Source organism: Paenibacillus sp. VTT E-133291 (genome assembly GCF_002264395.1).
Taxonomy (GTDB): Bacteria; Bacillota; Bacilli; order Paenibacillales; family Paenibacillaceae; genus Paenibacillus_AQ; species Paenibacillus_AQ nitricinens.
The window spans coordinates 1-26551 of the sequence record NZ_NFVA01000041.1; the positions used below are offsets into that span (position 1 = coordinate 1).

21 protein-coding genes and 1 riboswitch are annotated in these 26551 nt (G+C 48.1%); of the genes, 13 read left to right on the plus strand and 8 right to left on the minus strand.

Annotated elements, in window-relative coordinates:
• The first annotated feature begins 330 nt into the window (after window positions 1-330).
• The 4 genes from CA598_RS17010 to CA598_RS17025 all read left to right on the plus strand — a co-directional run bounded on the left by CA598_RS17010 (window position 331) and on the right by CA598_RS17025 (window position 4309).
• Window positions 331-1134, plus strand: coding sequence for a hypothetical protein (locus CA598_RS17010; RefSeq protein ID WP_143812228.1), 804 nt, complete (start codon window positions 331-333; stop codon window positions 1132-1134).
• A gap of 93 nt (window positions 1135-1227) precedes the next feature.
• A riboswitch (TPP riboswitch) is annotated at window positions 1228-1339 on the plus strand.
• Window positions 1340-1447: 108 nt separating this feature from the next.
• A complete protein-coding gene (locus CA598_RS17015; RefSeq protein ID WP_094877237.1) occupies window positions 1448-2083 on the plus strand; it encodes an ECF transporter S component in 636 nt (211 codons plus the stop codon).
• The gene (locus tag CA598_RS17020; protein ID WP_094877238.1) at window positions 2080-3576 is read left to right on the plus strand and encodes an ABC transporter ATP-binding protein; all 1497 of its coding nucleotides are present in this window, start codon (window positions 2080-2082) and stop codon (window positions 3574-3576) included. The genes CA598_RS17015 and CA598_RS17020 overlap by 4 nt, the downstream gene beginning before the upstream one ends.
• Window positions 3518-4309, plus strand: coding sequence for an energy-coupling factor transporter transmembrane component T family protein (locus CA598_RS17025; protein ID WP_094877239.1), 792 nt, complete (start codon window positions 3518-3520; stop codon window positions 4307-4309). The genes CA598_RS17020 and CA598_RS17025 overlap by 59 nt, the downstream gene beginning before the upstream one ends.
• Window positions 4310-4490: 181 nt before the next feature.
• Here CA598_RS17025 and CA598_RS17030 read toward each other — a convergent pair whose 3' ends face one another.
• Together CA598_RS17030 and CA598_RS17035 are read right to left on the minus strand one after the other, a co-directional pair.
• Complete coding sequence (locus tag CA598_RS17030) at window positions 4491-7511, minus strand: DEAD/DEAH box helicase (RefSeq protein ID WP_094877240.1); 3021 nt, start codon at window positions 7509-7511, stop codon at window positions 4491-4493.
• On the minus strand, window positions 7508-9151 hold the full coding sequence (locus tag CA598_RS17035; protein ID WP_094877241.1) for an SWIM zinc finger family protein: 1644 nt from the start codon (window positions 9149-9151) through the stop codon (window positions 7508-7510). Before CA598_RS17035 ends, CA598_RS17030 begins: the two co-directional genes overlap by 4 nt.
• 343 nt (window positions 9152-9494) lie before the next feature.
• On the opposite strand from CA598_RS17035, the gene CA598_RS17040 reads away from it, so the two are divergent.
• From CA598_RS17040 to clpB, 3 genes are all read left to right on the plus strand, one after another.
• On the plus strand, window positions 9495-9962 hold the full coding sequence (locus CA598_RS17040) for an Hsp20/alpha crystallin family protein (protein ID WP_094877242.1): 468 nt from the start codon (window positions 9495-9497) through the stop codon (window positions 9960-9962).
• Between the two features lie 173 nt (window positions 9963-10135).
• Entirely contained in the window at window positions 10136-11143 is a 1008-nt protein-coding gene (locus CA598_RS33345) for a DnaJ C-terminal domain-containing protein (RefSeq protein WP_179283690.1), read from the plus strand.
• A gap of 407 nt (window positions 11144-11550) precedes the next feature.
• Window positions 11551-14193, plus strand: coding sequence for an ATP-dependent chaperone ClpB (gene clpB / locus CA598_RS17050; protein ID WP_094877244.1), 2643 nt, complete (start codon window positions 11551-11553; stop codon window positions 14191-14193).
• A gap of 92 nt (window positions 14194-14285) precedes the next feature.
• Here clpB and CA598_RS17055 read toward each other — a convergent pair whose 3' ends face one another.
• Entirely contained in the window at window positions 14286-15926 is a 1641-nt protein-coding gene (locus CA598_RS17055; RefSeq protein ID WP_094874206.1) for a glycosyltransferase family 2 protein, read from the minus strand.
• Between the two features lie 334 nt (window positions 15927-16260).
• On the opposite strand from CA598_RS17055, the gene CA598_RS17060 reads away from it, so the two are divergent.
• The 6 genes from CA598_RS17060 (at window position 16261) to CA598_RS17085 (ending at window position 22176) form a co-directional block, all read left to right on the plus strand.
• Entirely contained in the window at window positions 16261-17877 is a 1617-nt protein-coding gene (locus CA598_RS17060; protein WP_094874207.1) for an ABC transporter substrate-binding protein, read from the plus strand.
• Window positions 17878-17946: 69 nt separating this feature from the next.
• On the plus strand, window positions 17947-18897 hold the full coding sequence (locus tag CA598_RS17065; RefSeq protein WP_094877245.1) for an ABC transporter permease: 951 nt from the start codon (window positions 17947-17949) through the stop codon (window positions 18895-18897).
• Between the two features lie 4 nt (window positions 18898-18901).
• Window positions 18902-19747 (plus strand): ABC transporter permease, encoded by an 846-nt coding sequence (locus CA598_RS17070; protein ID WP_094874209.1) that lies wholly within the window; start codon window positions 18902-18904, stop codon window positions 19745-19747.
• 15 nt (window positions 19748-19762) lie between these two features.
• On the plus strand, window positions 19763-20782 hold the full coding sequence (locus CA598_RS17075) for an ABC transporter ATP-binding protein (protein ID WP_094877246.1): 1020 nt from the start codon (window positions 19763-19765) through the stop codon (window positions 20780-20782).
• Complete coding sequence (locus CA598_RS17080) at window positions 20775-21692, plus strand: ABC transporter ATP-binding protein (protein WP_306440471.1); 918 nt, start codon at window positions 20775-20777, stop codon at window positions 21690-21692. Before CA598_RS17075 ends, CA598_RS17080 begins: the two co-directional genes overlap by 8 nt.
• A gap of 34 nt (window positions 21693-21726) precedes the next feature.
• Window positions 21727-22176 carry a hypothetical protein gene (locus tag CA598_RS17085; protein WP_094877247.1) on the plus strand — a complete coding sequence of 150 codons (450 nt, stop codon included), beginning with the start codon at window positions 21727-21729 and terminating at the stop codon, window positions 22174-22176.
• A 74-nt stretch (window positions 22177-22250) separates the two neighbouring features.
• On the opposite strand, the gene CA598_RS17090 is transcribed toward CA598_RS17085, so the two are convergent.
• The 5 genes from CA598_RS17090 to CA598_RS17110 are packed head-to-tail and all read right to left on the minus strand — an operon-like array spanning window position 22251 to window position 26540.
• Window positions 22251-23120 carry a metallophosphoesterase family protein gene (locus tag CA598_RS17090; protein WP_094877248.1) on the minus strand — a complete coding sequence of 290 codons (870 nt, stop codon included), beginning with the start codon at window positions 23118-23120 and terminating at the stop codon, window positions 22251-22253.
• A 51-nt stretch (window positions 23121-23171) separates the two neighbouring features.
• Window positions 23172-23513 (minus strand): DMT family transporter, encoded by a 342-nt coding sequence (locus CA598_RS17095; RefSeq protein WP_373455835.1) that lies wholly within the window; start codon window positions 23511-23513, stop codon window positions 23172-23174.
• Window positions 23513-24298: an HAD family hydrolase gene (locus CA598_RS17100; protein WP_094877250.1), complete on the minus strand. Its 786-nt coding sequence runs from the start codon at window positions 24296-24298 to the stop codon at window positions 23513-23515. The genes CA598_RS17095 and CA598_RS17100 overlap by 1 nt, the downstream gene beginning before the upstream one ends.
• A gap of 15 nt (window positions 24299-24313) precedes the next feature.
• A complete protein-coding gene (locus CA598_RS17105) occupies window positions 24314-25660 on the minus strand; it encodes an ABC transporter substrate-binding protein (protein ID WP_094877269.1) in 1347 nt (448 codons plus the stop codon).
• A 34-nt stretch (window positions 25661-25694) separates the two neighbouring features.
• Window positions 25695-26540 (minus strand): carbohydrate ABC transporter permease, encoded by an 846-nt coding sequence (locus tag CA598_RS17110; RefSeq protein WP_094877251.1) that lies wholly within the window; start codon window positions 26538-26540, stop codon window positions 25695-25697.
• Between the last annotated feature and the right edge of the window lie 11 nt (window positions 26541-26551).

Consider the following 26551-nt stretch of genomic DNA (forward strand, 5'->3'; position numbering starts at 1 on the left):
TCACATAAACGCTACCGTCCTTATAAGGACACCGAAGGCGTATTAGTTTGTTGGCTTCTATGGAGTTAAATGGGTAGACCTATCCTGAGTCCTCTGCACATGGGCAGAGCTTTAGCGCTATTCAATTAGCCGCGCAAAGTTCTAACTCGGATAAAATCTATCACACGTAACCCTCCGTTCATAAAAAGTTAAGTCGAGTTTACCACATCCTTTATTTGGTGGCAAATCTGTATTTTATATCTGTTTAGCACTTCTCTATTTTAATATCATCCAAGAATTCTAAAAATTGATTGCATAGCATATAGATATAATTTGATATGAATAGGAGGTGTGAAGACATTGCCTGTCCTCTCTACAAGCACAATCATTAATTTACCTGTCGACGGTACCCGTCCAATAGATCAAGTTGTGATCGAAGTAGTTAACAATGGATCAGCTGGAGCGGCTTGTTATTTAACGGGTTTAGCCAATAGTGCAAGTCCTCAGACAGTCTTTATTGAAGAATTATTTGAGCTGCAATATCGGGAAACGTTAAGTAAGACCTACCCTATTGTAGAGGATTTATTTCAATTTAATTTTGTGTATTCACAGGAGCAATTAAAGATTCAGGTTTTTCTTGTGGATGTGAACGGTGTCTGGACGGCTGTTAATCTGGATGTGTTTCAAGTAAGCCGTATAACCTCGGAAATACGTGATAACGTATCGGTTACATCGACTGACTTCGCAGCGATCAGCTTTATGAGGAGTCCTGCCTTTACTATTCCACAAGGTCTTGCGGCTGAAATTAGACCGGCTGCTTTAGATATTCTATCCAAGAGACCTGTGCGTTATATGGTCGTTGCAGGTGGAACTCTGGATGGGACATTTGAAAATTTCCCTACACCAACTACGGATATTCCTGTCACGGACACAGCACTGCTTGTCAATTACACCTGCACTACGGTCACGGGTGGAAAGGTGATTATGCAAGGTACAGGATCAGGGATCTCTGGTGCGTATGCGAATTTGGCCGTTAACTTGCTTAACGAGCGGCTCTCTTACGAGCTTCAGGATGAGCCGGTTACTTTGGTAGTTAACTCACTCTCAGGTGATGATGATCTCGCCGTCACTTTTAAGATGTCCGAGCAATGGTGAGCGTTCTACACTTAGATACCGCGATAGGGATACCCAAGGAACGAAAATCATATTGTAAAAAGTTTACTTATGATATAAGTTATAGGAAGTTGAATCGCAATAAACGGGTGCTTGATGAAGTCAGGCTGAGATAGCGGCCTTATGCCGCTGACCGTCAATCTGATCTGGGTAATGCCAGCGTAGAGACGTTATTGTCGAGCATCCTTTTTTTTGATGCCATGCGCAAGCCTACCCATGAATGGGTAGGCTTTTTAAAATTACTCACATCATGCGAGCAACGAATCCAAGAACCTAGAAGGGAAGTTGTTGAAGCATGGAACAAGCTAAGCAAGGACAAAGGCAAGGACAACAAGACAAAGGGACGAGGTCACGGGGATTGAAGCTGACTGATATTCTGGTAACCATCGTGATCGCGGTCGTATTCGGAATTATCTATAAAATCTGGGGACCGATGTACGACGTGGTCAAACCGCTGGGTACCCATGCGGAGCAAACGATATACGGCATGTGGTTCATTGCCGGGACGTTCGCGTTTCTCATCATCCGCAAGCCGGGAGTGGCGCTTCTGGCTGAGATTGCGGCGGCTTCCGTTAGTGCGCTATTGGGCAGTGAATGGGGGCTTTCGACCTTGTATTACGGCGCGTTGCAGGGATTGGGCGCGGAGTTAGTCTTCGCGATTTTCCTCTATCGCAACGCGAACGTCTGGGTCACGTCGCTGGCCGCGCTCGCGGCGGCGGCGGGTTCGTTGGTGCTGGATTTCGGCTACGGTTACATTGAATCGTTGTCCGCTTGGAACTATACGCTGCTGATCGGACTGAGGGGACTCGGAAGTATCGTCATCGCCGGTATCTTCGCCTTCGGACTGTCCAAAGCGCTTGAGCTCACAGGCGTAACCAAAGTGTTGAGACCGGCGTCCAAGGCGGACTATGACGCATTGACACGACTATGACGCCTGGAGTCTCCATAGCTGCGAGAGTTAAGAACCTAAAGCTTAAGTTTGCCGGAGAGGACTCCTTGTTGTTCAAGGGCATTTCCCTTTCTTTCCACCAGGGGGAGAAGACGCTGCTGCTCGGCCCGAGCGGATGCGGGAAGTCGACGCTGCTGCAGGTGTTGAGCGGTTTGATTCCCGGTTCGATCGAAGTTCCGATGATCGCTGAAGAGACATTTGTTCCCGAGCGATGGGGATACGTATTCCAAGATCCGGATACGCAGTTCTGTATGCCATATGTGGACGAGGAGATGGCTTTCGTTCTCGAGAACATGCGCGTCCCCCGCGAAGAAATGGCAGGTCTGATCCGCCTTTATCTCGCTCAAGTCGGCTTGAAAATTCCTGATATCCATATCGCAATCCAATCGTTATCGCAAGGGATGAAACAGCGATTAGCCATAGCTTCCGTTCTGGCTATGGAGCCAGAAGTGATTTTCCTGGACGAACCGACAGCGCTGTTGGATAGCGAGGGTACGGAGCTGGTATGGTCTGCGATCAGAAGCCTGTCCGAAGGCATTACCTTGATCGTCATTGAACATAAGATCGAAGGCGTAATCGACTTTTTCGATCGGATCGTCGTGTTATCCCGTGAAGGAGTAGTTATCGCTGACGGATCGCCGACGGAAATCTTTTCAGCTAAAAGGAGAGAGCTACAAGAATACGGAATTTGGTATCCGGGCGTCTGGGAGGACTATATCGAGAATAAATCCCGGAGGTCAGACTGCATTACTCGTTATTCAAACGCAAACGATCGGGAAGATGTCTATCTGGAAATGGACAGGTTTCGCGGGAAACGAGGGAACAGGGCGGTCATCGAAGTAGGGAGGGCAATCGTCACCCCTGGTCAATGGATCGGGATCATCGGCCATAACGGAGCGGGTAAGAGCTCCTTGCTGCTCTCGATCATGCGACTGATTAAGACCGAAGGGATATGCAAGATAGCAGGCCGGGAAGCGGAGCATGTTGCGCAAGCGGCCGAGCATATCGCATTCGTTTTTCAAAACCCCGAATTTCAATTTGTAACACATTCGGTACGGGAAGAGATCGAGTATTCGTTGTTGCTGGATGGCGTTCATTGCGAAATTCGGCGTGCGAAGGCGTATAAGCTAATGGAAGAACTTTATTTAGAGGACGTTGCCTCGCGGCATCCGTATCAGCTGTCGATGGGGCAGAAGAGACGATTAAGCGTCGCGACGGCGATCGTAAAAGGGCAACACATATTGCTGCTAGACGAGCCGACCTTTGGGCTGGACGCACGGAATACGTTCTCTTTGCTCGAGAAGCTTGAGCGGCTGCTTTCGGCGGGAGCCTCGATTATTATGGTCACGCATGATGCGCGGATCGTAGAAAATTTCTGCACAGCGTCATGGAGAATCGAAGACGGGAGACTTACTGATGTTATTGACCTTTCCCCACCGGGAAACCTGGCTACACCGCGTCAATCCTACGCTTAAGATCGTTCTGTTCTCTCTCTGGTTCGCGGCAATTATTCTCATCCACGACTTTAACGTCATGGTGAACGTAGCCATCGGCTCGATGCTGCTGCTTCCGTGGTCCGGGCACCCATTGCGCAGATTGCTGTTATACACCTCCCCTTTCTTGCTGATGTTCGTGTCTACATCTACGGGGATGATGTTCTTCGGCAAGGGAGAGACAGAGTGGGTCCGATGGGGATTAGTGAACATTACGGAAGAAAGCTTCTACAGAGGGCTGCATCTGGGGTTCAGGGCACTGAGCATGGCGTCGGTCGGGCTTCTGTTCGGTCTGACGACGAGGCCGGTAAACCTCTTCTACTCCTTAATGCAGCAGGGGAGATTACCGGCTAAGTATGCTTACAGCTTCTTGGCCGCGATGCGGCTGGTGCCTATTCTCGCAGAAGAATTCCAGACCTTGCACCACGCATTGAAAGTCAGGGGAATACGCAAACGAGGGAGGATATTTAACTTCTACCAGCTGTTGCAACGATACGCGATCCCTTTGCTTGCCCAAAGCATACGACGCGCCCATAGAATCGCGGTGGCTATGGAGGCGAAGCGGTTTTCCGGGCAGGCCAAGAGAACTTATTATTATGTTATTGGCTTTACGTACCGCGACGTCCTATTCACCGCATATGCGGTCGGCGTATTCTGGTTGGCATTCCTGGCCGGAATCGAATGGCCTTACGCGGACATTACCGATGTTCGTTAAGCCGTAAAGGATGACATGCACAGATTCGTTGGTGGTTAGAGAATGATTCTGATCTTATGCCATCGTTCAGTAACAAAAAAAGCAGAAACTCGGATATAAAGAGTTTCTGCCTTTTTATTGGATTAAACAAATCTTTCGCTACACTATCCAGCATCTTCTTGAGTATCTGAAAGCGGCAGGATTAGTCTGTTAAGCCTCGCCGCAATGTAAATAGGTCTGTCAAAGCCTCAGTAGACAGCTCGGTAATCCAGCCTTCGGAGCTGGAGATGACATTATCGCTTAGCTGCTGCTTACTCTCCAGCATCTCATCAATTTTTTCTTCGAGCGTCCCGAGGGCGATGAATTTATGCACCTGTACATCGCGCGTCTGGCCCATCCGATAGGCGCGGTCCGTCGCCTGGTTCTCAACGGCCGGATTCCACCAGCGATCGAAGTGGAATACGTGGTTGGCTGCGGTTAGATTCAGACCGACACCTCCAGCTTTAAGTGAAAGGATGAACACATTCGGCTGATCAGTCGGTGGTGCATCTGGACGACTGGATCCTTCGTCCACAGAAGGTATAGGCGTCTGGAATCGCTCAATCATTCGGTCACGCGCCTGTTTGGAGGTACTGCCGTTCAAATAAAGGACGGGCTCTCCCAGCTCCTGCTGTAGAACAGCCTGAAGCATTTTTCCCATCCCGACATATTGCGTAAAAATGAGACAGCGCTCATCCTCTGCACGAAGTTCCTTCACCATATCCAGCAGTCTTTCAAGTTTAGAGGAACGGTTAATGAGTGGACTGGTATCCAGTTTATTGTCCGAATCGGTTTCAGGGAGGGCCTCCTTGGTCAGAAGCATCGGGTGATCACATAGCTGCTTAAGTCCGGTCAAAGCCCCAAGAATGGCGCCCTTACGCTCAATACCTTCCAACTTCTGCATACGTTCGAGCAGTCCGTTTACGGTCTGGTCATAGAGCGCAGCTTGTTCAGCTGTGAGATGAACGTAGGTCTTCATCTCATTTTTATCTGGAAGATCGAGTTGGATGTTAGGATCCTTCTTCTTACGGCGTAGCATGAACGGCTTCACGAGATTTTGTAGGTCCGCTGTACGTTTCTCGTCACGTTCCTTCTCAATGGCATTACTGAATCGATCGTTAAAGGCTTTGGCACTACCCAGATAACCTGGGGTTATAAAATCATAAATGGACCACAGCTCAGATAATCTGTTCTCTATAGGTGTTCCTGTCAGCGCAATCCGGTGTAAAGCCGGGAAGCTACGTACAGCTACCGACTGCTTCGTTTGAGCATTCTTGATATTCTGTGCTTCGTCCAGGCAAATTGCCGCCCAAGTGAATTCCTTCAGCAACTCCTGATCAAGCGCTGCAGTCGCATAAGAGGTGAGTACCACGTCAGCTTGCGAAGCAGCGCCATAGAAGAAGCCTGCGTCCAAACGGCGGCTTCCGTAGTGCAGCATCACATTCAAAGAAGGCGCGAAGCGCTGCAATTCCTTCTGCCAGTTGCCCAACACGGAGGTAGGGCAGATGATCAGAGCAGGCCAACCCGGTGGGTCGGTCTGGCGGCGGGATGAGCTAGGATCGGTATTTTCTTTGATATGAAGTAAATATGCGATGAGTTGGACGGTTTTACCAAGCCCCATATCATCGGCTAGACAAGCCCCCAAACCAAATTGACGCAGGAAAGTCAGCCAAGCATATCCCTCATGCTGATAGGTGCGTAGCTCTGCCTGGAGTCCTGCGGGTACTGGGGGCTTCGGCCACTGTGAGCGCTGGCCGAGCTGACCAATGAGGCTGATTAAATGCTCGTTTAGTTCTACCTCGAGCCGCAGGCGCGCCGCATCCTCTTGAAGCTGCTCTTCTGTAGCCTCAGCATCTGCATCCTCACTCGCTTGTAGCAAATGAAGCTGAAGCACATCTTGGAAAGACAAGCCTTGCGACTTGTCCATACCTGCCATGGCTCTTTGAATTTGCGCCAGCAGTGCGGGATCGAGCGAGACCCATTTGCCCTTGAAGCGGACGAGCCGTTCTCCTCTTGCGACCAGCTCGGCAAATTCAGCTTCGGTGAGGTCGACGTCGCCGATGGAGATTCGCCAATCGAAATCGATGATCGAATCCAGACCGAAGAGCGACTCGCCGCCGCTGCGTTTGTCCTCGCCGGAGCTGATCTTGGCGCGCAGGCGCGGTTTTTTCCGGCTGGCGGCTTCCCACCACGCCGGCAGCAGCACTTGCCAGCCTGCTTCCAGCAGCCGCTGGCTCTCGGCGGTTAAGAACCGCCAAGCGATGGCATCGCTGAGCGGTTCAGCCAGCACGTCGCCGCCCGCCGCGAAGCGCTCGGGCGGCAGACTGCCGCGGAGGCGCTCCAGCCATCCCGCGGCGCGTTCATGCACGTGGGCCGACCATGCTGTCGGCCACAAGCCGTGCGGCTCGCCATCATCGGCGAGCCTGATGGGAACAAGCGCGGATTCATCGCGCTTGTCCTGAAGGATCAGCTGCAGCCGCCAAGGGGATTCATCCCCTTCCGGATCCAGCAGCTGAAGTGCAGGCCGGAAAGGCGCGGTATCCGCCTTCCAGCCAATGGCGATAAGCCATGCAGCGGTATCCATGCCCGCTGCAAGGGCCCCGCTTCTATCGAATAGAAGCGGGAATTCGCTCCGGAGGTCGCCTGCCTCGGCCTCCGTGCTGTAAAACCTCTGCGATACGGCGGCGGAGAACGCCGCGCGTAATCCGCGGCTAAACTCGCTGCCGTCATTTAGCGCCTCAAGGGCCCCTTTGGCAGTGTCATTCTCCACTGCCACCTGCGCAAAAGCCTCCTCATCCCAGGTCCATTGCAACCTCCCGGCGCGATAAGCGGAGATATCGGGAATATACTGTTTATTCTCCAGACATATAGCCAGAAGTGGGGCCAGTTCAGTGAGATGGGCGGCATCGCCCTCCCAGTTCCATTCGATATGCGCCAGCAGCTTCTGCTCTGCAAAGAAAGGGAGGACCTGCTCCGCAGGTAGAATCACTAGCTCCATACCTTCGCCAGTTGGTTGAACCGTTAACTCCGTACCATAAAAAGATGCCTCATGCCAGGCGAATAACCGCTGCTTAAGCTGCAAGCCGGGCACGAGATCTTCTCTTTCATTCATTCCATATATTAAAGCATCGCCATACTGGCTTAATGCAAGCCGGATGGTCAGCGTGCGCAAATGCATGTTCATGGTATTAGCTTTCCTTTCCGAAGCTCCTCTTGCAACGCACGGAGTCTGCTGTGCTTTGTGGTGAAGGCAATGAGGAACTCTTCCCACCGTTCTTCTTGTTTCATTTTTTTATACAGCTTGGATAATCGCTTCAATAGTTTCACAGCCGCTTTGTAGCTATGTCTATTCTTATCCAGCACAAATCTTTCGACGGCCTGGTGGTAGAAGGGAAGCAGAACTCCGGGTGCGTTTTTCTCCATAGGCTGGAGGTCTGTAACACGAAATTCGGAAGGCAGCTTACCGATGGACAGTTGATAATCCATCCATGTCTGCCATTTTTCATAGGTAATTAACTTCTCTTCGTATACTTCTCCAGAGATAGGTAACATGGCGGCTAATGTATTCCACATCTGAGGCTCAGCTTCAGGAAGATGGCGAACGGCCTCTTCCCATCTGTTCGAATAGGTATTCAGATTATAGAGTCTGCTGCTCAGCAGTGGACCGGTCTGAACAAGCCAGCCCACCAATCGTGACCATTCACCTGCATCCAGAAGCGGGGAGGTGAAGCTCATCAGCTCATCAGGATGGAGACCTGGGCGCTCGGCAGCCGTATTCAATAATTCCCAAGCCTTCGGGTCATCCTTCAGATAAAAATACATGCGGCTCTGGGCTAACAGCCAAGCATGGCGTGACAGGGAAGCTCCTAACTCACTCTCTGCCTGCTGAAGCTGTTTGATTTCATCAAGGTAAAGCTTAGTTCCACCTGTATTCGGATAAATCCAGTTTCTCCACAGCAGGTCATAGCATAGTGAAAAAGAGGGCTGATCCCGCAAGCGATCGCGCGACTCCGTCAACATCTCGCGCCGCAAGTAGGTGAGGGTCTCGACAATATGCGGCCACAGATCATATTCCTGCTCCTGCTCGGAAGACAGCGGGAGTGTGCTTTTTAACAGACGTGTAATTGCTTCCTGTAGCTCTGATACCGCTACTTGCGTGTAATAGCCGAGTGATGAGGTGAAGGCGACCTGACCGGGTAGATTAGCGGAAGGCTTAGCCAGCTTTTCTAGAAGAAAAAGATGGGCATGCAGAGTAAATAGCTTGTCCTTTTCCGGTGATAACTTCGGCTTAAATTTAGTAATGGAGGATAATGCTCGATCCACATATTCAGGATTCCGAGTGGTATGTGCCAGAGGCGTGATGCAGGACGCAAAATACTCGCGCCACTCCGTGATGCCTCCGTCAGCGATGCGGCTGGCATGTTCTTTTAGCTGCTGCTGGTGCTTTCCATCGGCTCCGGCTGGTGAACTACTTGATGTTTTTGGAAGAAAAGCTGCGGCCTTGGCGTTAGCTAGAACTTGTACAGACCTATTCTGTTGTTCAGCATAATGGAGCAGCACAGCTGCCATATGCTTACAATGACCTGAAACAGGGCAGTTACAATGACATCGAGTGAAGCTGTCCAGATCAATCGTAACGCGGTAATCCTCTCTACCCTCAACAAGGGCGCTGATCTTAGATGGCTCCATCATAGTGAACGAACGAATACGGCTTTGCTTATAATATTGGAACCCTCGTTTGAGGGTGAGATCATCGAAATAATAGGCGACATTCTGGATGAGTTTAGTCCACTGCGTATCATCCATAGTATAAGTTGGTTGCATACAATTGGTCTCCTGTAAGAAAAATGGTCGTTATTTGACTTTCATTATATCATTTCTTTTTGAGTAGGATGTTTTGGGGTTGTAATGAATGCGAAATTTGCGGGCTTGTATGGAATGTGGGGCCTAAACATATAATAATCGTGCTGTATTGTGAAGTATAGATCAAACAAAGGTCAAAATTGGTCAAATAAATAAAAGGAACTAATTTAGTCGTCTTAAATCAGCTAATTTACCTGAATTTGAGCAATAATCGCCTTAAATCGGTTTTGTTATTCCTCTAATAGGGGACTATAATAAGGTCATAGGTCAAATAAAGTCAAAGTTAATGAGAGGAGAATGGATCATGTTTGATTTGGTTCCTTTTGGTAAACGTAGAGAGGATGCTTTTGGTATGCTGGCTAAGTCTTTGAATGATGTTTTTAATGATGATTTTTTTGCGCCGATCAAGAGCTCCACGATGTCCTTCAGAACGGATATTCGCGAGAGTGAGCAGGCTTACCTGATTGAAGCTGAACTTCCTGGCTTTAAAAAAGAAGAAATCGACATTGATTATGCCAGTCCTTACTTGACGATTAAAGCGGTGCGGAAGGAAGAGAATGCGGAGGAGAACAAGGAGCATCAAATTGTACGTAGAGAACGTCGATATGGTGAATATGTTCGCAGATTCTATGTTCAGGATATTGCAGTGGAAGAGATTCGCGCGTCTTTAAAAGACGGATTACTGAAGCTGGAGGTTCCAAAACAGCAAAAACCGCAAGGGAAACGCATTGAGATTCAAGATGGAGATTCTAGCGCTTCGCAGTCTGAATAAGCATAATTTAGACGGAATTAGTTTCCGTTCAGCATCTTAGAGATAGGCAGCGAGCTTTAATATAGTGTTATGCATAGAAGGCGCATTGTAGTGGAGGATTCCGGCTATGGTGCGTCTTTTCTCGGAAACATACGATGAGTTGTATTTAATAAGCGTTGAAAGGAGGAATCCGAGTGGCTAACAACAGCTATTATGATGCTTTGGGCGTGAGCAAAACAGCAACTAAACAGGAAATTAAAAAGGCTTATCAAAAGCTGGCCAAGAAGTGGCATCCCGATGTGAACAAAGCCCCTGAGGCAGAGGCGAAATTCAAAGAAGCAGCTGAAGCCTATGAAGTGCTGAGCAATGAGGAGAAACGCAAGCTTTACGATGAGGAGCTGCTTTATGGGGCTCAGCGTGGCAGAGGTGGTGGAGGTGCGTCGAGCGGAGCCTCTTCGTGGGATTCAAACTTTGGTGGAAGCTGGGGCGGCGGAACTTATTCTGCAGGAGGTTCTGGTATTTCGGAGGAAGATTTGTTCGGAATGTTTTTTGGGAATCGGGGATCGGCGGATCGCGCTGGCTTTGATTTCTTTTCTAGTAGTGGTAGTGGGCGTTCGAACAGCAATCCATGGGGTGAGGCGCGCAGTAGGGCGCAGGCGCAGCTGGATATTACATTGGAGCAGGCCTATAAGGGAGCAACTGTAAGAGTGCAGATCGGTGATAAAACTGTGGACGTTCAAGTTCCGGCGGGATCTAGTGAAGGCACAATTTTAAAAATCGCAGGTAACACTCAGAATGGCATAGCTCCCGGTGGCGATATACTGCTGGCACTTCATATTCTTTCTCATGATATATACGAGCTTCGAGCTGGCGACTTATACGGCACGGTTGAAGTTGCTCCATGGCAAGCGGTATTAGGTGGAGAGGTGAAGGTTCCATTACCGGGTGGTAGTGCCGTGAAATTGAAGATTCCTGCAGGAATTCAAAGTGGTAAAACGCTGCGCATCCCGGGTAAAGGTTTGAAGCGAGAAAATGGTACGAACGGTGATATTTTATTTGGAATTGAGATTGTTGTCCCTGAGCCAATCAGCGAAGCGGAGAAGAACTTGTACCGTAAACTAGCCGAATCCAGCCTTTTCGAGGCTAGAGCTAAACGTCAAAGCGCTAGTGCGCAGCGTGAGAAGGCTAAAGTGGGTAATTAATTAGGTAGGTAAAGAGGTAGAAGTAAAGGTGATTTCGCGTGTTGGAGGTCAACTCTGGCTGGTGAATAGGGGAAATGGAATGCTAGTTGTAGAAAAGTAACTTGATTAGAAACTAACTATAGAAGAGACTTATGCTGAAACGAGTAGTGAAGGCACGTCGGGTAAAACAAAGGTAAAAATACCTTGGATCGCGTGGATTTCGGCTCGGTGAGCGAAAAGAAGAGCAAAAAAGCCTCGGATTGCACTAAATGTGGCTCAATGAGCGAAAAGAAGAGCAAAAAAGCCACGGATTGCGCCAAATGCGGCCGATTCGCCCAAATGTACGGGATTAATCCCGCTAATCAAACCGATCCCGGTCCAAACGGCCGATCCCATATATCATTCTTAAATAGAAAGGTGAGAGAGCTATGGATTTCAATAAACTTACTCAAAAGCTGCAGGAAGCAGTGGCTGCGGCGCAGTCGCTTGCTTCAGACAGCGGTCATCAGGAGATCGATAATCTCCATCTGTTAAAAGCGTTACTCCAGCAGCAAGAAGGCTTACTGCCAAGACTACTGCAAAAGATGAATGTACCCGTAGCTGAGATGCTGCGAAGCACGGATGAACTGCTTCAGCGTAAGCCAAGCATAAGCGGATCAGGGGCAAGCACGGTACGGCGTTATGCCTCGCAATCGCTGATTCATCTGCTGGAACAGGCGGAGAAAGAAGCAGCGAAAATGCAAGATGAGTTTGTTTCGGTAGAGCATGCAGTGCTGGCCATGGTGTCGGATTCGAGCAGGGAGAATCGAGAGCTGCGTGATCTTTTTGTCAGTCGTGGATTAACACGCGAGAAGCTGATGTCTATCCTTGCTGAGATTCGTGGGCATCAGCGTGTGACGAGTCGGGAGCCGGAGGCTACTTATGAGGTACTTGAGAAATACGGGCGTGATCTTGTAGCAGAGGTTCGCGCGGGCAAGATCGATCCCGTTATCGGACGAGACGCAGAGATACGCCGTGTGATCCGTATTCTGTCCCGTAAAACGAAGAATAACCCTGTCCTCATCGGTGAGCCAGGTGTAGGGAAAACTGCGATTGTAGAAGGCTTGGCTCACCGGATTGTACGCAAGGACGTGCCAGAGGGACTGAAGGATAAGACGATTTTCTCACTGGATATGAGTTCCCTTGTAGCAGGCGCGAAGTTCCGTGGTGAATTTGAAGAACGTCTGCAGGCGGTACTGAGGGAAGTTCGTGAAAGTAACGGCCGTATTATTCTGTTTATTGATGAGCTGCACACGATTGTAGGCGCAGGTAAAACCGAAGGCTCGATGGACGCGGGCAATATGCTGAAGCCGATGCTGGCCCGGGGTGAACTGCACTGTATCGGTGCCACAACGCTTGATGAATACCGCAAGTATATAGAGAAGGACCCTGCGCTGGAGCGCCGTTTCCAACAGGTGCTGGTCAGCGAACCGGATGTTGAGGATACGATCTCAATTCTGCGTGGGTTGAAGGAACGTTTCGAAGTCCATCACGGGGTCAAAATCCATGACAGCGCCCTTGTTGCTGCTGGCGTTCTGTCTAACCGCTACATTACGGATCGTTTTTTGCCGGACAAAGCGATCGACTTAGTGGATGAAGCCTGCGCCATGATCCGGACGGAGATTGACTCCATGCCAGGTGAGATGGATGAAGTGACCCGCCGTCTGATGCAGATGGAGATTGAAGAAGCAGCGCTCAAAAAAGAAACGGATGACGCCAGCAAACGCCGTCTGGAAATCTTACAACGTGAACTCGCTGATCTCAAGGAGAAGCAGCTTGGGATGACTGCACGTTGGGAGAAGGAAAAATCAGCGATTCAAGGCATCCGCGACCTCAAAAAACGGTTGGAGCAAGCCCGCAAGGATTTGGTCGATGCACAGGAGGAATACGATCTTAATAAATCGGCGGAACTTAGCTATGGCATCATTCCTGATCTGGAGCGGCAATTGAAAGCAGCAGAAGAAGCGGCACAGCAGGATCAGGATACAAGATTATTGCGTGAAGCTGTAACCGAGGAGGAGATTGCAGATATTGTATCGCGTTGGACGGGCGTTCCAGTTAGCCGACTGGTCGAAGGCGAACGGGATAAGCTGCTGCGTCTGGAAGATACGCTGCATGAACGGGTTGTGGGCCAAGATGAAGCGGTCAGCTTAGTGGCCGATGCTGTGCTCCGGGCTAGAGCAGGGATCAAAGATCCGAATCGGCCAATCGGTTCCTTCCTGTTCCTCGGCCCGACTGGCGTAGGGAAGACGGAGCTGGCTAAATCGCTTGCAGTCTCTCTGTTTGATCGCGAAGATGGCATGATTCGTATTGATATGTCGGAGTATATGGAGAAGCACAGTGTTTCTCGCTTGGTCGGTGCACCTCCGGGATATGTCGGGTATGAGGAAGGTGGACAGCTCACAGAAGCCGTGCGGCGTCAGCCTTATACGGTTGTTCTGCTCGATGAAGTGGAGAAGGCGCACCCCGATGTATTTAATATTCTACTGCAGCTGCTTGATGATGGACGGCTGACCGATTCACAGGGCCGGATGGTCGACTTCAAGAACACGATCATTATCATGACCTCAAATATCGGTTCACCACATCTGATTCAAGGCACCGATGAGAAGGGTCAGCTTACGGAGGCTGCTAAGGACAGAGTGATGAAGGAACTGAGTGGTCAATTCCGTCCTGAGTTTCTGAACCGGGTTGACGATATTGTGATGTTCAAGCCGTTGACCCTGGGCGAGATCGAGAAAATCGTGGACAAACTGGTAGATGGATTACGTTTGCGCCTTGCTGAACGGGAGATTGGTCTTGAGTTAACTGAGCCGGCGGTACGTTTTATCGCTAAGGAAGGTTTTGATCCAGTGTATGGGGCGAGACCGCTGAAACGCTTCATCCAGCGTAGTCTGGAGACCCGTGTGGCACGTGCGATCATTGCTGGTGAAGCCGCAGAAGGTACAGTGATTCAAGTAGACGAATCCGGCGGCGAGCTGACGGTGAGCATAATCAAACCAGATGTCGATGAACCACAGCGTACTGAATAAGAGGAAGTTAGCAAAACGGATTGTACTATGTGAAAATAAATGACGTCCACAAAGCCATTAAGGTTTTGTGGACGTCATTTTTATGATTACACTCACTCCACCCAAGGTATTAAATGAGGGTGTTCATCCAGAATGGACAGGTATTGCTCCTTCCAGCCGTATTGGCCATCGGGATCAAGGAGCATGTAACGCAGATATTTTTCTAAGCGGAACTCTGCCTTCGACCAACCGAGATGCTTGAGTCGCAAGTTGCTTAGCTGGTGGGGAAGCTCGAAGACATTCTCCGGGAATCGCCCACAGTGCTGTGGAGATTCGTTCCATACATAGTTGAAGTCTTCTTTATAACGAAGCAGAAAAGGACGATAGTTCATATGAGAGCGCCAGTAAATATCTTCTCTGTAATGAGTGGCGTTCCATAAATCGTAGAGACGGAAACAGAATAGATCGACCTCGTCAGCGTACAGCAAGGGTTCGATATTTGCCGCGAAACTTGCTTCAAAGATTTCGTCTGCATCCAGACTTAGAATCCACTCGGGCTTCGTCTTCAGAACCTCTTCCCATTGCTGCTTTCGCAGCTCGATTTCATTGCTGAATTTGGATATGGTATTGTGCACCAGATGAACGGGGATGCCTTCAAGTACCTCCAGGCAGATCGCTGCTGAATTATCGGTGCTGCCATCATCGATAATGACGGCCTCGTCGATGTATTTGCGATGCTCCTCCAGAACCTGTCGCAGAAAACGTCCACTTTCATTTTTCACAACCATGGTCAGGGTTAGCTTGGGCCGCTTTCTGGCTGGGGGGATTGTCTCTTTGGAGCTTTCGTTGTTTGGATTGTCTGTGGTGGGTGTCTGCATTACTGATTCAGGTACTTCGTCCGTAGATGAATTGTTCCCAGTATCAGTGGCTTCAGCTTTGGGCTCCGTAGTTTCTTTGATGAAAGCCTCAACTTTACTCAAATCACTGTCTCTATACAAGTGTAGCGCCGGATAATGGGTATCGACGAACAAGGGGATGCCAAGGGCTGCGGCACGAATGCAGAAATGACGGTCTTCCCCCCAGTATGAAATGTTGCGAATTTGATTATAGCTAACGCCGGCTTTTATCGCATGCTGACTAATCAATGTACAAGCCCCGAGTCCGCCTACCTCATAGATTCCTGGAATCCGCATCTTTGCTATGAATTCATGAAATCTGCGATTAATCTCCTCTGGTTGCAGTTTTTCACCGGGCAGTAGCTCCCATTGATTGTATTCGTCGTGCATCCATACCTGCGGCTGAAACATAGTCTCTGGCTGCCACTGCGTCCAGAACACCTCTGAAATAATATCCTTGTTCGTACCTATTAGATGTCTGAGGGTATCAGGATGGAGAATGAGATCAGAGTCAATAAGGAATAAATAATCATAGTTCAAGGTTTGAGCGCGGTTGATCATGAGATTCTTAAAATTGGCTACTTTCCAGACTAAATCGGTATTCCAGAAGTGGGTAGTATCATTGCGAATATACGCATCGTGAAAGCCGGAGCTCTGAAGATAAATATGATCACCCATACTTTTGAATTCCTGGAGCAGCCGACTAGATTCCTGATCATCATTATCATCAATTAGATGGAAATCCAGCTCGATATTGGCTACGTTCAGACGAAGCAGGGAATTCAGGAATTCTTTTAAAACCGTAGGCTTCTGGTGAATTGGACTGCCGATCAATACGCGAATCTTGTTTTCCGTCATTGCCGCCTCCTTGGGGAACGCCCCTCTTTCCTTGGATGATCCTTATGTTCTCAATATATTTACAGGAGAGCGGCAATAATCCTTATTTTTCAAAGTTCTGTAAAGTAAATGAGTGTTAGATATATTAATTCGTAACGATCTGCTGTACAATAACCGAATAATTAGATACAGATGACCAAATGAACAGCAAAGGATGAGCGCTATGGATAAATCACTGATCGATTCCCTCAATATTACATTAATGTGAAATGCTATCCATTGTAATTCCTAGTATTCCGATATACAATATAAAAAACACAAGCAACGCAGAACATAGAATACGGGGGAGAAACTTATGCGTAAAGGATTATCTGGAGTTATTACTTTGGTTTTGTTAACATTTTTGATTAGCGCGTGCTCCGGAGGGAATAACGCTGCTTCCACAAATACAAATCAGACGCCTACGGCTACTGAAGGAACGACGGCAAGCACTGAACCTAAAGATGGCGGTAACTTGATTATTGGAGTCGCTGCTGATCCTGTTATTCTAAATCCGAACTATGCGGGTGACCGTGTCAGTCTTACAATTGACCAAGCACTCTATGCTCCACTGTTCCAAGTAAATGATGGTAAGAAGACCTTCTACTTGGCAGACAGCCTGACACTGTCAGAAGATAACCTGACTTATACTTTGAAGCTTAAAGATGGTCTTACATGGCATGACGGAGAAAAGCTTACTGCTGACGATGTCGTGTTCACGATTGATAGCATCCTCGATGAGAAGCAAAACAGCATGTTGAGAGCAAACTTATTCATCGGTGATAAACCCGTTAAGGCAGTTAAGGTGGATGATCTGACTGTAGAGTTCAAGCTTCCGCAGGTCAGCCCAGCTTTTGAAGCTACACTAGTGCAAGTATTTCCGATTCCAAAGCATATCTTTGAGAATGAGACGGATCTAGAGAAAAGCACCAAGAATGCTAATCCTGTTGGATCTGGACCATTTAAATTTAAAGAATATAAAGCGGGCGAATATGTTACACTCGAGAGATTTGATAACTACTTCGGCGGCAAGCCACATCTTGATTCTGTAACGTACCGGATTGCTAAAGATACGAATGCTGCGAATCTCGCACTTCAGAGTGGTGAGATCAACATTAAATATCTAGATCCGCAGGATGTTGGAACGATTGAAGCTTCGAACAATTTCGAGATCCTTCCTTATAGTGAAGGCCGATTGTCCTACCTGTTGTTTAATGCGAACAGCGATAGAGGCGCTCTTGCGAAAAAAGAAGTTCGTCAAGCCTTGTCTCTAGCACTAAACCGTGATGAAATCATTCAGGCTGCTTATACCTCTAGCGAATATGCTGACCCGGCGAAGTCATTCTTGACTCCGGATGCATTGTTCTATACTAATGACGTACCTTCTTTCGATAATGATGTGGAAAAAGCGAAGGAGCTTCTGAAGTCAGCTGGAGTTAGCGATCTGAAATTGAGATTGATTGTATCGAGCGGAAATAAAGCTCAGGAAGCCATTTCACTATACGTGCAGCAAAAGCTAAAGGCCATTGGCGCTGAAGTTGAACTGCAAAATATGGATGCCTCGGCATATGGTCAGAAGTTCAGTGATATGAATTCAACAGATTTTGAACTTGCAATTGCAGGTTATATTATGGGTTACGATCCTGACGCTTACAGAATTTTGTATACTTCTACTGCTGATTCCAACTACTCGCATTATAATAATGCTGAGGTTGATAAGTTGTTCAATGAAGGTGCAGGAGAAGCAGATGTGACTAAACGTGGTGAGATCTATAAGAAGATCCAAGAAATCATTGCAGACGATGCACCGATTTATCCAATCGCTAATACTAAGACTATTGTAGCTGTCTCCAAGAACTACGGCGGTCTTGAAGAAGCAGTCTTGAAGCCTGTCGTTATTTTTGAAGATTTATCGAAAATCTACCTTAAATAAAAACGGGAAAAAGTAAGCTGGGTTATCCAGCTTACTTTTTTACCGATATAGAACTGGGAGAATAAACGTATGAGACAACTTATCGTCCGAAGATTACTGCAAACCCTGCCGATGTTGTTTTTTGTTTCGGTTGTGTGCTTTGCGATGATTAAGCTGGCTCCGGGGGATCCGGTATTATCCTTCGTTACGCCGAATATGCACGCGGATGATATTGAACGCATCCGGCATAACCTTGGGCTGGATAAGCCAGCCTACATTCAATATTTTATATGGATCAAAGAAGTACTGCAGGGGAATTTCGGTTATTCCCTTGTGAATCATCAGCCCGTATTAGATCAAATTCTAGAACGTCTTCCTGCAACAGCAGGTTTGATGGGTTCGGCAATTGCGCTTGCTGTCTTGCTGGCGATCCCGATGGGACTGCTTGCTGGAGCAAATCGGAATCGTTGGGTGGATAAGCTGATTAATTTTATTTCCTATATCGGAATTTCTGTGCCTTTGTTCTGGCTCGCGATTTTATTGATGTATTTATTCGCAATTAAGCTGCACTTGTTGCCCATTATGGGGATGCGTACGATTGGTGTAGAATCGGCGGTTGATGTGTTAAAGCATGGGATTTTGCCTTGTACGGTCCTTGCCTTTGGATTCTTGGCTAGCTATGTACGATATATCCGTTCCAGTACGATTGGACAGCTTAAAGAGGAATATGTACAAATTCAGTATGCCTTTGGATCGAACAAAATCACCATCTTGTTCCGTCATGTAATGAAGCATGTGCTGCTTCCGGTGATTACATTGCTCGGGATGTCTATGGGCGATCTAGTAGCGGGTGCAATCGTGACGGAGACCGTATTTTCTTGGCCGGGAATTGGGTCCTTGGGGATGACTGCGGTTAAAGGGATGGATTACCCGGTAATTATGGGGATTACGCTGTTCTCTTCTTTAATGCTGATCATCGGCAACTTGGTCGCAGATATTCTATATAGCTTCGTGGACCCACGAATTAAATTAACGAGGTGACCTCATGAATCGCAGTAAATGGAAAAGTGTTGGAGATGAGCTATTTACGAACAAATTAGGCGCCCTTGCCCTCATTACTTTAATCATCTTCACACTAGGCTCTATATTCGCTTTTTTATCTGGACATGATCCGAATGCAATGGATGTTCTGGCACGTCTGAAAGCACCGGGAGCCGATCACTGGTTCGGGACGGATGACTATGGCCGGGATTATTTTGCCCGCGCATTGTATGGTGGCCGGGTATCTCTATTAGTTGGTTTTGCTTCAATGATCATTGCTACTGGCATTGGTGTGACGGTGGGGGTAATCAGTGGATATTTTGGCGGGTGGATTGATAATCTATTGATGCGGATGCTTGATGTAGTAATGTCCATTCCGTCTTTCCTGGTTCTGCTGCTGCTCAGCGTATTTCTGAAGCCAAGTGTAGGAAACATCATTATCATCATTGCACTATTAATGTGGATGAACATTTCCCGTGTGATTCGAGCGGAGACGATGACGATTAAAGAACGGGAATATGTACTTTATGCAAAAGCCTCCGGCCAGAGCAATTTCGGAATTATCTGGCGTCATATTCTTCCGGGGCTAGTGCCTGTTGTGATTGTAGGGGCGACGAATAGCATCGCTTCGGCGATTATGATGGAGTCCTCCTTAAGTTTCCTTGGGTTCGGGGTGCAGCCGCCGAATGCTACATGGGGCAGTATGCTAAATAACGCGCAGGGCTATATTGCTCAAGCGCCTTATCTGGCTTTATTCCCTGGGTTATTGATTCTATTAACGGTATTGAGCTTTAATGTTCTGGGCGATATTTTGCGGGTTGGCTTTGAACCAAAGCTGATCCGAAGATAGGAGTGTGAAGACATCATGACAGAACGGCTATTGTCTGTTGAGGATTTGAAGGTTTCCTTCCAAACCCGAGACGGAGAGAATCAAGCAGTTCGTGGCGTTAGCTTTCATATAGATGCTGGAGAAACCGTAGGGATTGTTGGTGAATCCGGAAGCGGGAAGAGTGTAACTGCGAAGGCGATTATGTCGTTAATTACACCTCCAGGTAAAATTATCGGTGGAAATATTCAATTTCGTGGTGAGAATTTATCTAATCTTTCGGAAAAAGAGTGGAGAAAGCTGCGCGGTAACCGCATAGCAATGGTGTTTCAGGACCCTATGACCTCTCTTAATCCTGTAAAAAAAATCGGCCAGCAGCTTACGGAAGTCATCCGTCGGCATCGGGGTTTAAATAAGCAAGAAGCGCTTAAAGAGGCGGCAAGCATCCTGCGTCAGGTAGGGATTAATAATCCTGAACAGCGTCTACAGCAATATCCGCATGAATTCAGCGGCGGGATGCGCCAGCGGGTCATGATCGCCATGGCTCTTTCTTGTAAGCCAGAGCTATTGATTGCGGATGAGCCGACGACTGCGCTCGATGTAACGATACAGGCGCAAATTCTCGATCTTTTTAAAGAGTTGAAAAATAATACTAGTACAGCCGTAGCGCTGATTACCCATGACTTGGGTGTGGTCGCTCAGGTATGTACACGGGTTATCGTAATGTATGGTGGACTCGTGATGGAGGAAGGTACGGTAGAGGATATCTTTTATCGCCCACAGCATCCTTACACGAAAGGTCTGCTACGTTCGATTCCAAAACGCGAAGGCAAATCGCGGGAACGTCTGATTCCTATCGAAGGTACACCTCCGGATTTGTTGAATCCTCCTTCGGGCTGCCCATTTATGGAACGTTGCCCTAATGCTTTTGCCCATTGCAGTGAACGTCCTCCGGTTATCGAATTATCGCCCGGTCACCGTTCAATGTGCTGGCTAGCAGACGGTATGCAGGAGACTCCAGCCGTAGCTGGTGTTGAAGGGAGCGGTTCGGTTGAGTGAGAATAAGATTCTAGTGGACGTAAATAATCTGAAAAAACATTTCTCCAAAGGCAAGGATATGTGGGGACGCGATACCTCTGTGCTTAAGGCGGTAGATGGCGTAAGCTTTCAGATACGCCAAGGTGAAACCTTTGGGCTGGTTGGAGAGTCAGGAAGCGGAAAGTCCACAGTTGGGCGCTGCTTGCTGCGATTATATGATTATACAGATGGTGAAGTGTCTTTTGACGGGCAGCCGCTCAGCAAGCTTGGAGAGAAGCAGCTAAAGCCTTTTCGCAGACGCATTCAGTCGATCTTTCAAGATCCCTATTCATCACTCAATCCAAGTCTGAATGTACTTGATCTGATCAGTGAGCCTATGAAGATCCACGGCATCCACGAAGGTGACGAACGAAAAGAGGCTGTTGCGGCACTGCTGGAGAAGGTGGGTTTGAAAAGAGAACATCTGTACCGTTTCCCGCATGAATTCAGCGGCGGGCAACGCCAGCGGATTTCGATTGCCAGAGCCTTGTCTGTAAAACCGGAATTTGTCGTATGTGATGAACCGATTTCAGCACTGGACGTCTCTGTTCAGGCTCAGGTAGTAAATATGCTGGAGGATTTGCAGTCCGAATTCGGGTTGACCTATCTTTTTGTCGCACATGATCTATCGATGGTACGGCATATTTCAGACCGGATCGGTGTGATGTATGGCGGTCGTCTAGTAGAGGTAGCTGAAAGTGATGAACTGTACGAGAATCCTATTCATCCTTATACGAAGGCACTGCTGTCTTCGATTTTGGAGACGGACCCTAGACGCGCTAATCAAAGAATTATTCTAGATGGATATTCGCAAGAGTACGGCAGGGCTGAGACTTCTACACTTCAGGAAATAAGTCCGGGCCATTATGTTGCTTATGATTTCATGGAATAAGTAGACTCTATATACAGGTAGGGGAGGAATCAGGATGTCAGACAATTTGAACACAGTAAAGTTATCCCAGTGGGATGCTTTATTAATAGAATCACTTCGCGCCTTGGGCTGGTCCAATGAGGATATTATTCGTAAAGTAGCGGAGGGCGACTTGCCCGTTGACGAGAGTGAATACGAGTTTGATTATAAACAGCTGAGCACATTGCAGTCGGAGCAGCCGGAGCTGTTCGAGCAAGCGGTGAAGACAGGCTACCAGATCAAATACAACACGATTCGTGGCATTCGCAGCTGGATTTGGGTAGCTCTGGGCAAAGAGGCAGTTCTGGAGCTTGAAGAGGGCAAGGAAGCGGTTGAGGCGACTTTGACCGTGGCTGAAAAGGGACGTTTGGCATCGGTGTTATCCTTTGGTTGGCAGATCGAAGGCGAGACGAATGCTGCAGATGAAGATATAGCGGTTTACCGGGTTGCCCCGATTGGACGCTAAGCTAAATAACTACAGCAAAAAAACGATTGATGCGTGGGAGGACTCCTTGTGCACAATCGTTTTTTTATTGAAAATTATATTACGTTTACCGCTGGATAAGCTACCTCATATTGTGCAGCTTCAATCCAGGTTCCTGTTTTGAAATCTCTGCCCCGGACAAGCACTTTATCTCTATACACTTCCACATAAAAGCCTTGGCTGCCTGTCTTATGCTTATCTTCATTCGTCCAAAGGTAGGCGACAGAAGCAGCATTAAACATCGTGGCGATTTCTCCTTGGCCAGGGAACATAGTGTTGTCCACCTCCAGCTCCCAATGGGTATGTCCAGTGAATAACAGGGCCTGAGGGTATCTTGAAAGAATCGCTTTTAATTCCTTATCTTGTGTAACCCCGTACCAATCTTGTGATTCCAGCGATCCAGCTACGGTGTCTTTGAGTGGTTGGTGCAGGAATAGAAAGATCGGTTGATCGGGCGAAGATTGCTCTTCGAGCTTATGATCCAGCCAATCCAGCTGTGCAGAGGAAAGATCACAGAATTTGAGCAAGCCTTGTTCTGTCCCTAGAAAAATAAAGTGATAACCATTGATCCAGTGATCATGATAAGGCCCAGACATGCCAGTCTGCGAAGTATACATCCCTAAGCGTGACTCCCAATTTCCAAGGGCTACATCATGGTTCCCTAAGGTAAAGGTAATATTGGGCAAGTCAGCTTTGTACGGATGGAGAATACGAAGCATTTCTTCGTATTCCGCAGGGAATCCGTGGTCTGTGACATCACCGATATGCATAATCCCGCTACTGCCTTCTCCATGCGCTGCTATATCACGGAGTGCCAGCTCAAAGTTAAGATTGTACTCATGATTTCGGTCAGCGGTGACATGGGTATCCGTGATGATTTGAAAAGTGACAACAGGTTTTTCCTCAGGTGTGATGTTCGTACTCATGTTTAGGCATCCTCCTTGATCTATGAACCTATGAAATATTGTTGCTGTTCGCTAATGTGTCTTGCCGCTAATGTTCAGCCCTATGATCCCGGTAATGATAACGGCTATCCATAGCAGGGAGGATAGGGTTAGCTTTTCATCGAAAAAGAGGGCCCCTATGAAGGATATAAGGATAATTCCCGCCCCTGACCATATCGCATAAGCAACGCCTACCTTAATAGAGGTAAGGGCATAATTCAGAGAGGTGAAGCTGGCTCCATAGAACAGGAACATGAGCACGGAAGGCCAGAGCTGCGTGAACCCTTGAGATATTTTCATCGAGATGGTCCCTGAGAGCTCGAACACAATAGCTAGCGTCAGAAACATCCATGCCCATATTCCTTCTATTTTCACTAGGGAGTAACCTCGATTCTAAGCTCGGCATAAGATCTCACAATGAGATCTGCATCCGGGAGAATATGCGACGAAGCAATAATGTCTTCATTTTCAGAGATTCCTATGGCTAACTGTACGCCCGCTACTTTAGCCATTCGCATATCCCCATTAGTATCACCGATAACTGCTGTGTGCGCAGGTTCTACGGCCAACCTTTCGCAGGCCAGTCGCACCATGTCAGGGAAAGGTTTACCCTGATCCACGAGGTCTGTTCCAATGACCTCAGAGAAATAGTGCCTTATACCGAGCCATTGAAGATGTTTCTCTGCGGCATCTGTTTCATCAGCGGTCACCACAGCGAGAGGGATGCCTGCACTCACACACTCATCAAGAAAACGATGAAGTCCGGGAAGCGAGTGAACAGGGCGTTTCTCTTCCAGCATAACATCCGCTTCCAGACGGCACTGATGAACAAGCTCCATGGACTCCGCCCAAGATAAACCTTGCAGATAACCTTGCCAAGACAGGATGGCATAGAGATCACTCATAGTTCCCATAGCCAGCGGTCCGTTGCGATCATAATCGGTAATGCTCCCCTGGGTATTGTGTACCGTTCCCATTAGTGCAGGGAGCTGTTCTTCTGTAATCTTTAGTCCTTTTTGCTTCATATACGCTGTGAATCTCTCTAAAAAATATTCGCCCCAGCTGCCCCAGAGGGATACGAACTGGAGCAGCGTACCATCCTTATCGAATAGAATAGCGGCTACAGCGTATCTGCCTTGTGGAGTGATGAGCTCAGACATAAGGTCCACCGCCCTTTATTTTAATTTATCAAGTGCTGCTTGCGCCGTTTCTTGCGCTTCCTTTAGTGCTTGTGCGGCAGGGATATTCTCAATTTGTACCTTATCTGCGGCGATTTTCAGTGCATCGTTGATTTTGCCGCCAGTTGGGTCTTGGAAGGGTGCAGAACCATGAGACGCTTGCATCAACGGAACCTTAATCTGTGGATTGCTTTCGCTGAACGACACAAACGCCGGGTCTTGCAAAGCGGATTGGCGTACCGAAATATAACCCGTATTAATCGACCAGAAGGCAGTATTCTCAGCACCCGTGAAATAGGTTAGCCATTTCATAGCAGCTTCCTTCTCGCTGTCGCTAGCTTTGGATAAAATTCCGGCCATCAATGCTTGGGCTACCGGTTTTCCCTCGCCAACCCCTGCCCAGCCTGGCTGCTCCATAGCTGATACAATGCTGAAGTCCAAGTCGCCCTGATCGCCACTGGAGCCGGTGTAACCTGCGGATTGACCCTTCATAACATCGTCAATTGTCTTGTACCAATACTCCCAGCCTTGGCCCCCAGAATGAATCCGCATGATCTTATCCTCGTGAATCCACTTGCGGAACAAATCCCAGGTTTCGATCCACTCTTTGGAGTCGATCATGACCTGTTTCCCATCCTCACTAAGGATAGTACCTCCTTTGCTAAGCGCGGCATCAATCATGTTCCCTGAACCCCACATAGGCTCCCAACCGAAGAAGGTGGTTTTACCGCCGTCCTTCACGGTCATTTTCTCAGCTGCAGCAGCTAGGTCTTCCCAAGTCTTTAGAGTGCTCGCATCAATGCCATTCTTCTCAAAAGTATCTTTACGATAGTACATAACCTGCGTCGTTCCATACATCGGCAGGAAATATTGCTTGCCATCGATTTGGCCCTGATTTAGAAAGGTTTGGACAAAATCCTCTTTATTAAAATCTGGCTGCAATGCCATAAGCTCATCTATCGGAGCGAAATATCCTTTGCGGGCCCAATCTACATTGGAGGAGAGAGCAGCAGCGGGCACTTTTCCTGTAGCAATCGCCGCTTGCAGCTTCTGCTCGGTTTCAGTGTAGTCTGCCTGCGCGATACCTTTGACAATGACCTCTTGCTGAGAGGCGTTGAATTTCTGAATCAGTGCCTCCATATTCTCACCAAGCTTGCCGCCGAGACCATACCAGAATTCGATTGTTACCGGTGCCTTTTGTGTGGGTGAAGCCTCTGTGGAGGGGGCGGAAGAAGCTCCATTCGCCGCTGTAACATTGTCCGTATTCGTATTCCCTCCGCAAGCTGTTAACATTGTAAATCCGGCAACCAAAGATAGGGCGGACAGTCTCTTCAATACGTTCATCATCATTCTCCTCTTATAAAATAGAATTGTTAACTTATCCTTTGCTGGAACCAGCGGTCATGTTGACGCTTTGCATGATCGTTTTCTGAGCTAATAGAAATACAAGCAGCAACGGGGCGATGGTGAATGCACTAGCGGCCATGATCAGCGGCCATTTCAATCCGTAAGCACCTCCTTGAGTGAAGAAACTACGCAGACCGGCCGAGACCAGCTGTAGATTAGGATCTTTGGTGATGAGCATTGGCCAGAAATAGTTATTGTACTGATCAATGAAGGTGATCAGGGCTAGCACTGCAAAGGAAGAACGTGTAATGGGGACAAGAATGGTCCAGAGAATCCGCATATGCGAGGAACCATCTACTTCTCCAGCCTCCACCAGCTCATGGGGAACCTGAAGGAAGGCTTGCCGAATTAGAAAGATGGAGAAGACACTTACACAGTTAGATAGAATCAACCCGGCATATGAATCCAGTAAGTGAAGCTGGGATAATACCAAATATCCGGGAAGATAAACGGCGGTGGCAGGAACCATATAGCCGAAAAGGATAACCCCAGCGAACAGCCCTCTGAAGCGGAATTTCATATGCGTAAGCGCATAAGCCATCATCCCGGAATTTATCACCTGCAAAATAACAATCGACACGGCGACAAATACGCTATTGCCCATATATCTGAAGAAAGGGGCTTCGTGCCAGGCGGCTGAAAAGTTACTCCACAGCGGCTCTTTCGGCCAGATCGTGGGTGGAGACTGCCAGATTTCATCATTGGTTTTTAAGGCGCTGGTGACCATCCAATAGAAGGGGAAGGCCATGATCAGTGCAATAGCTGCAAAAAATAGATGGCGGGCCAGTGTGCCCACGCGTACGATCGTTGCATTCATCAGTCGTTCTC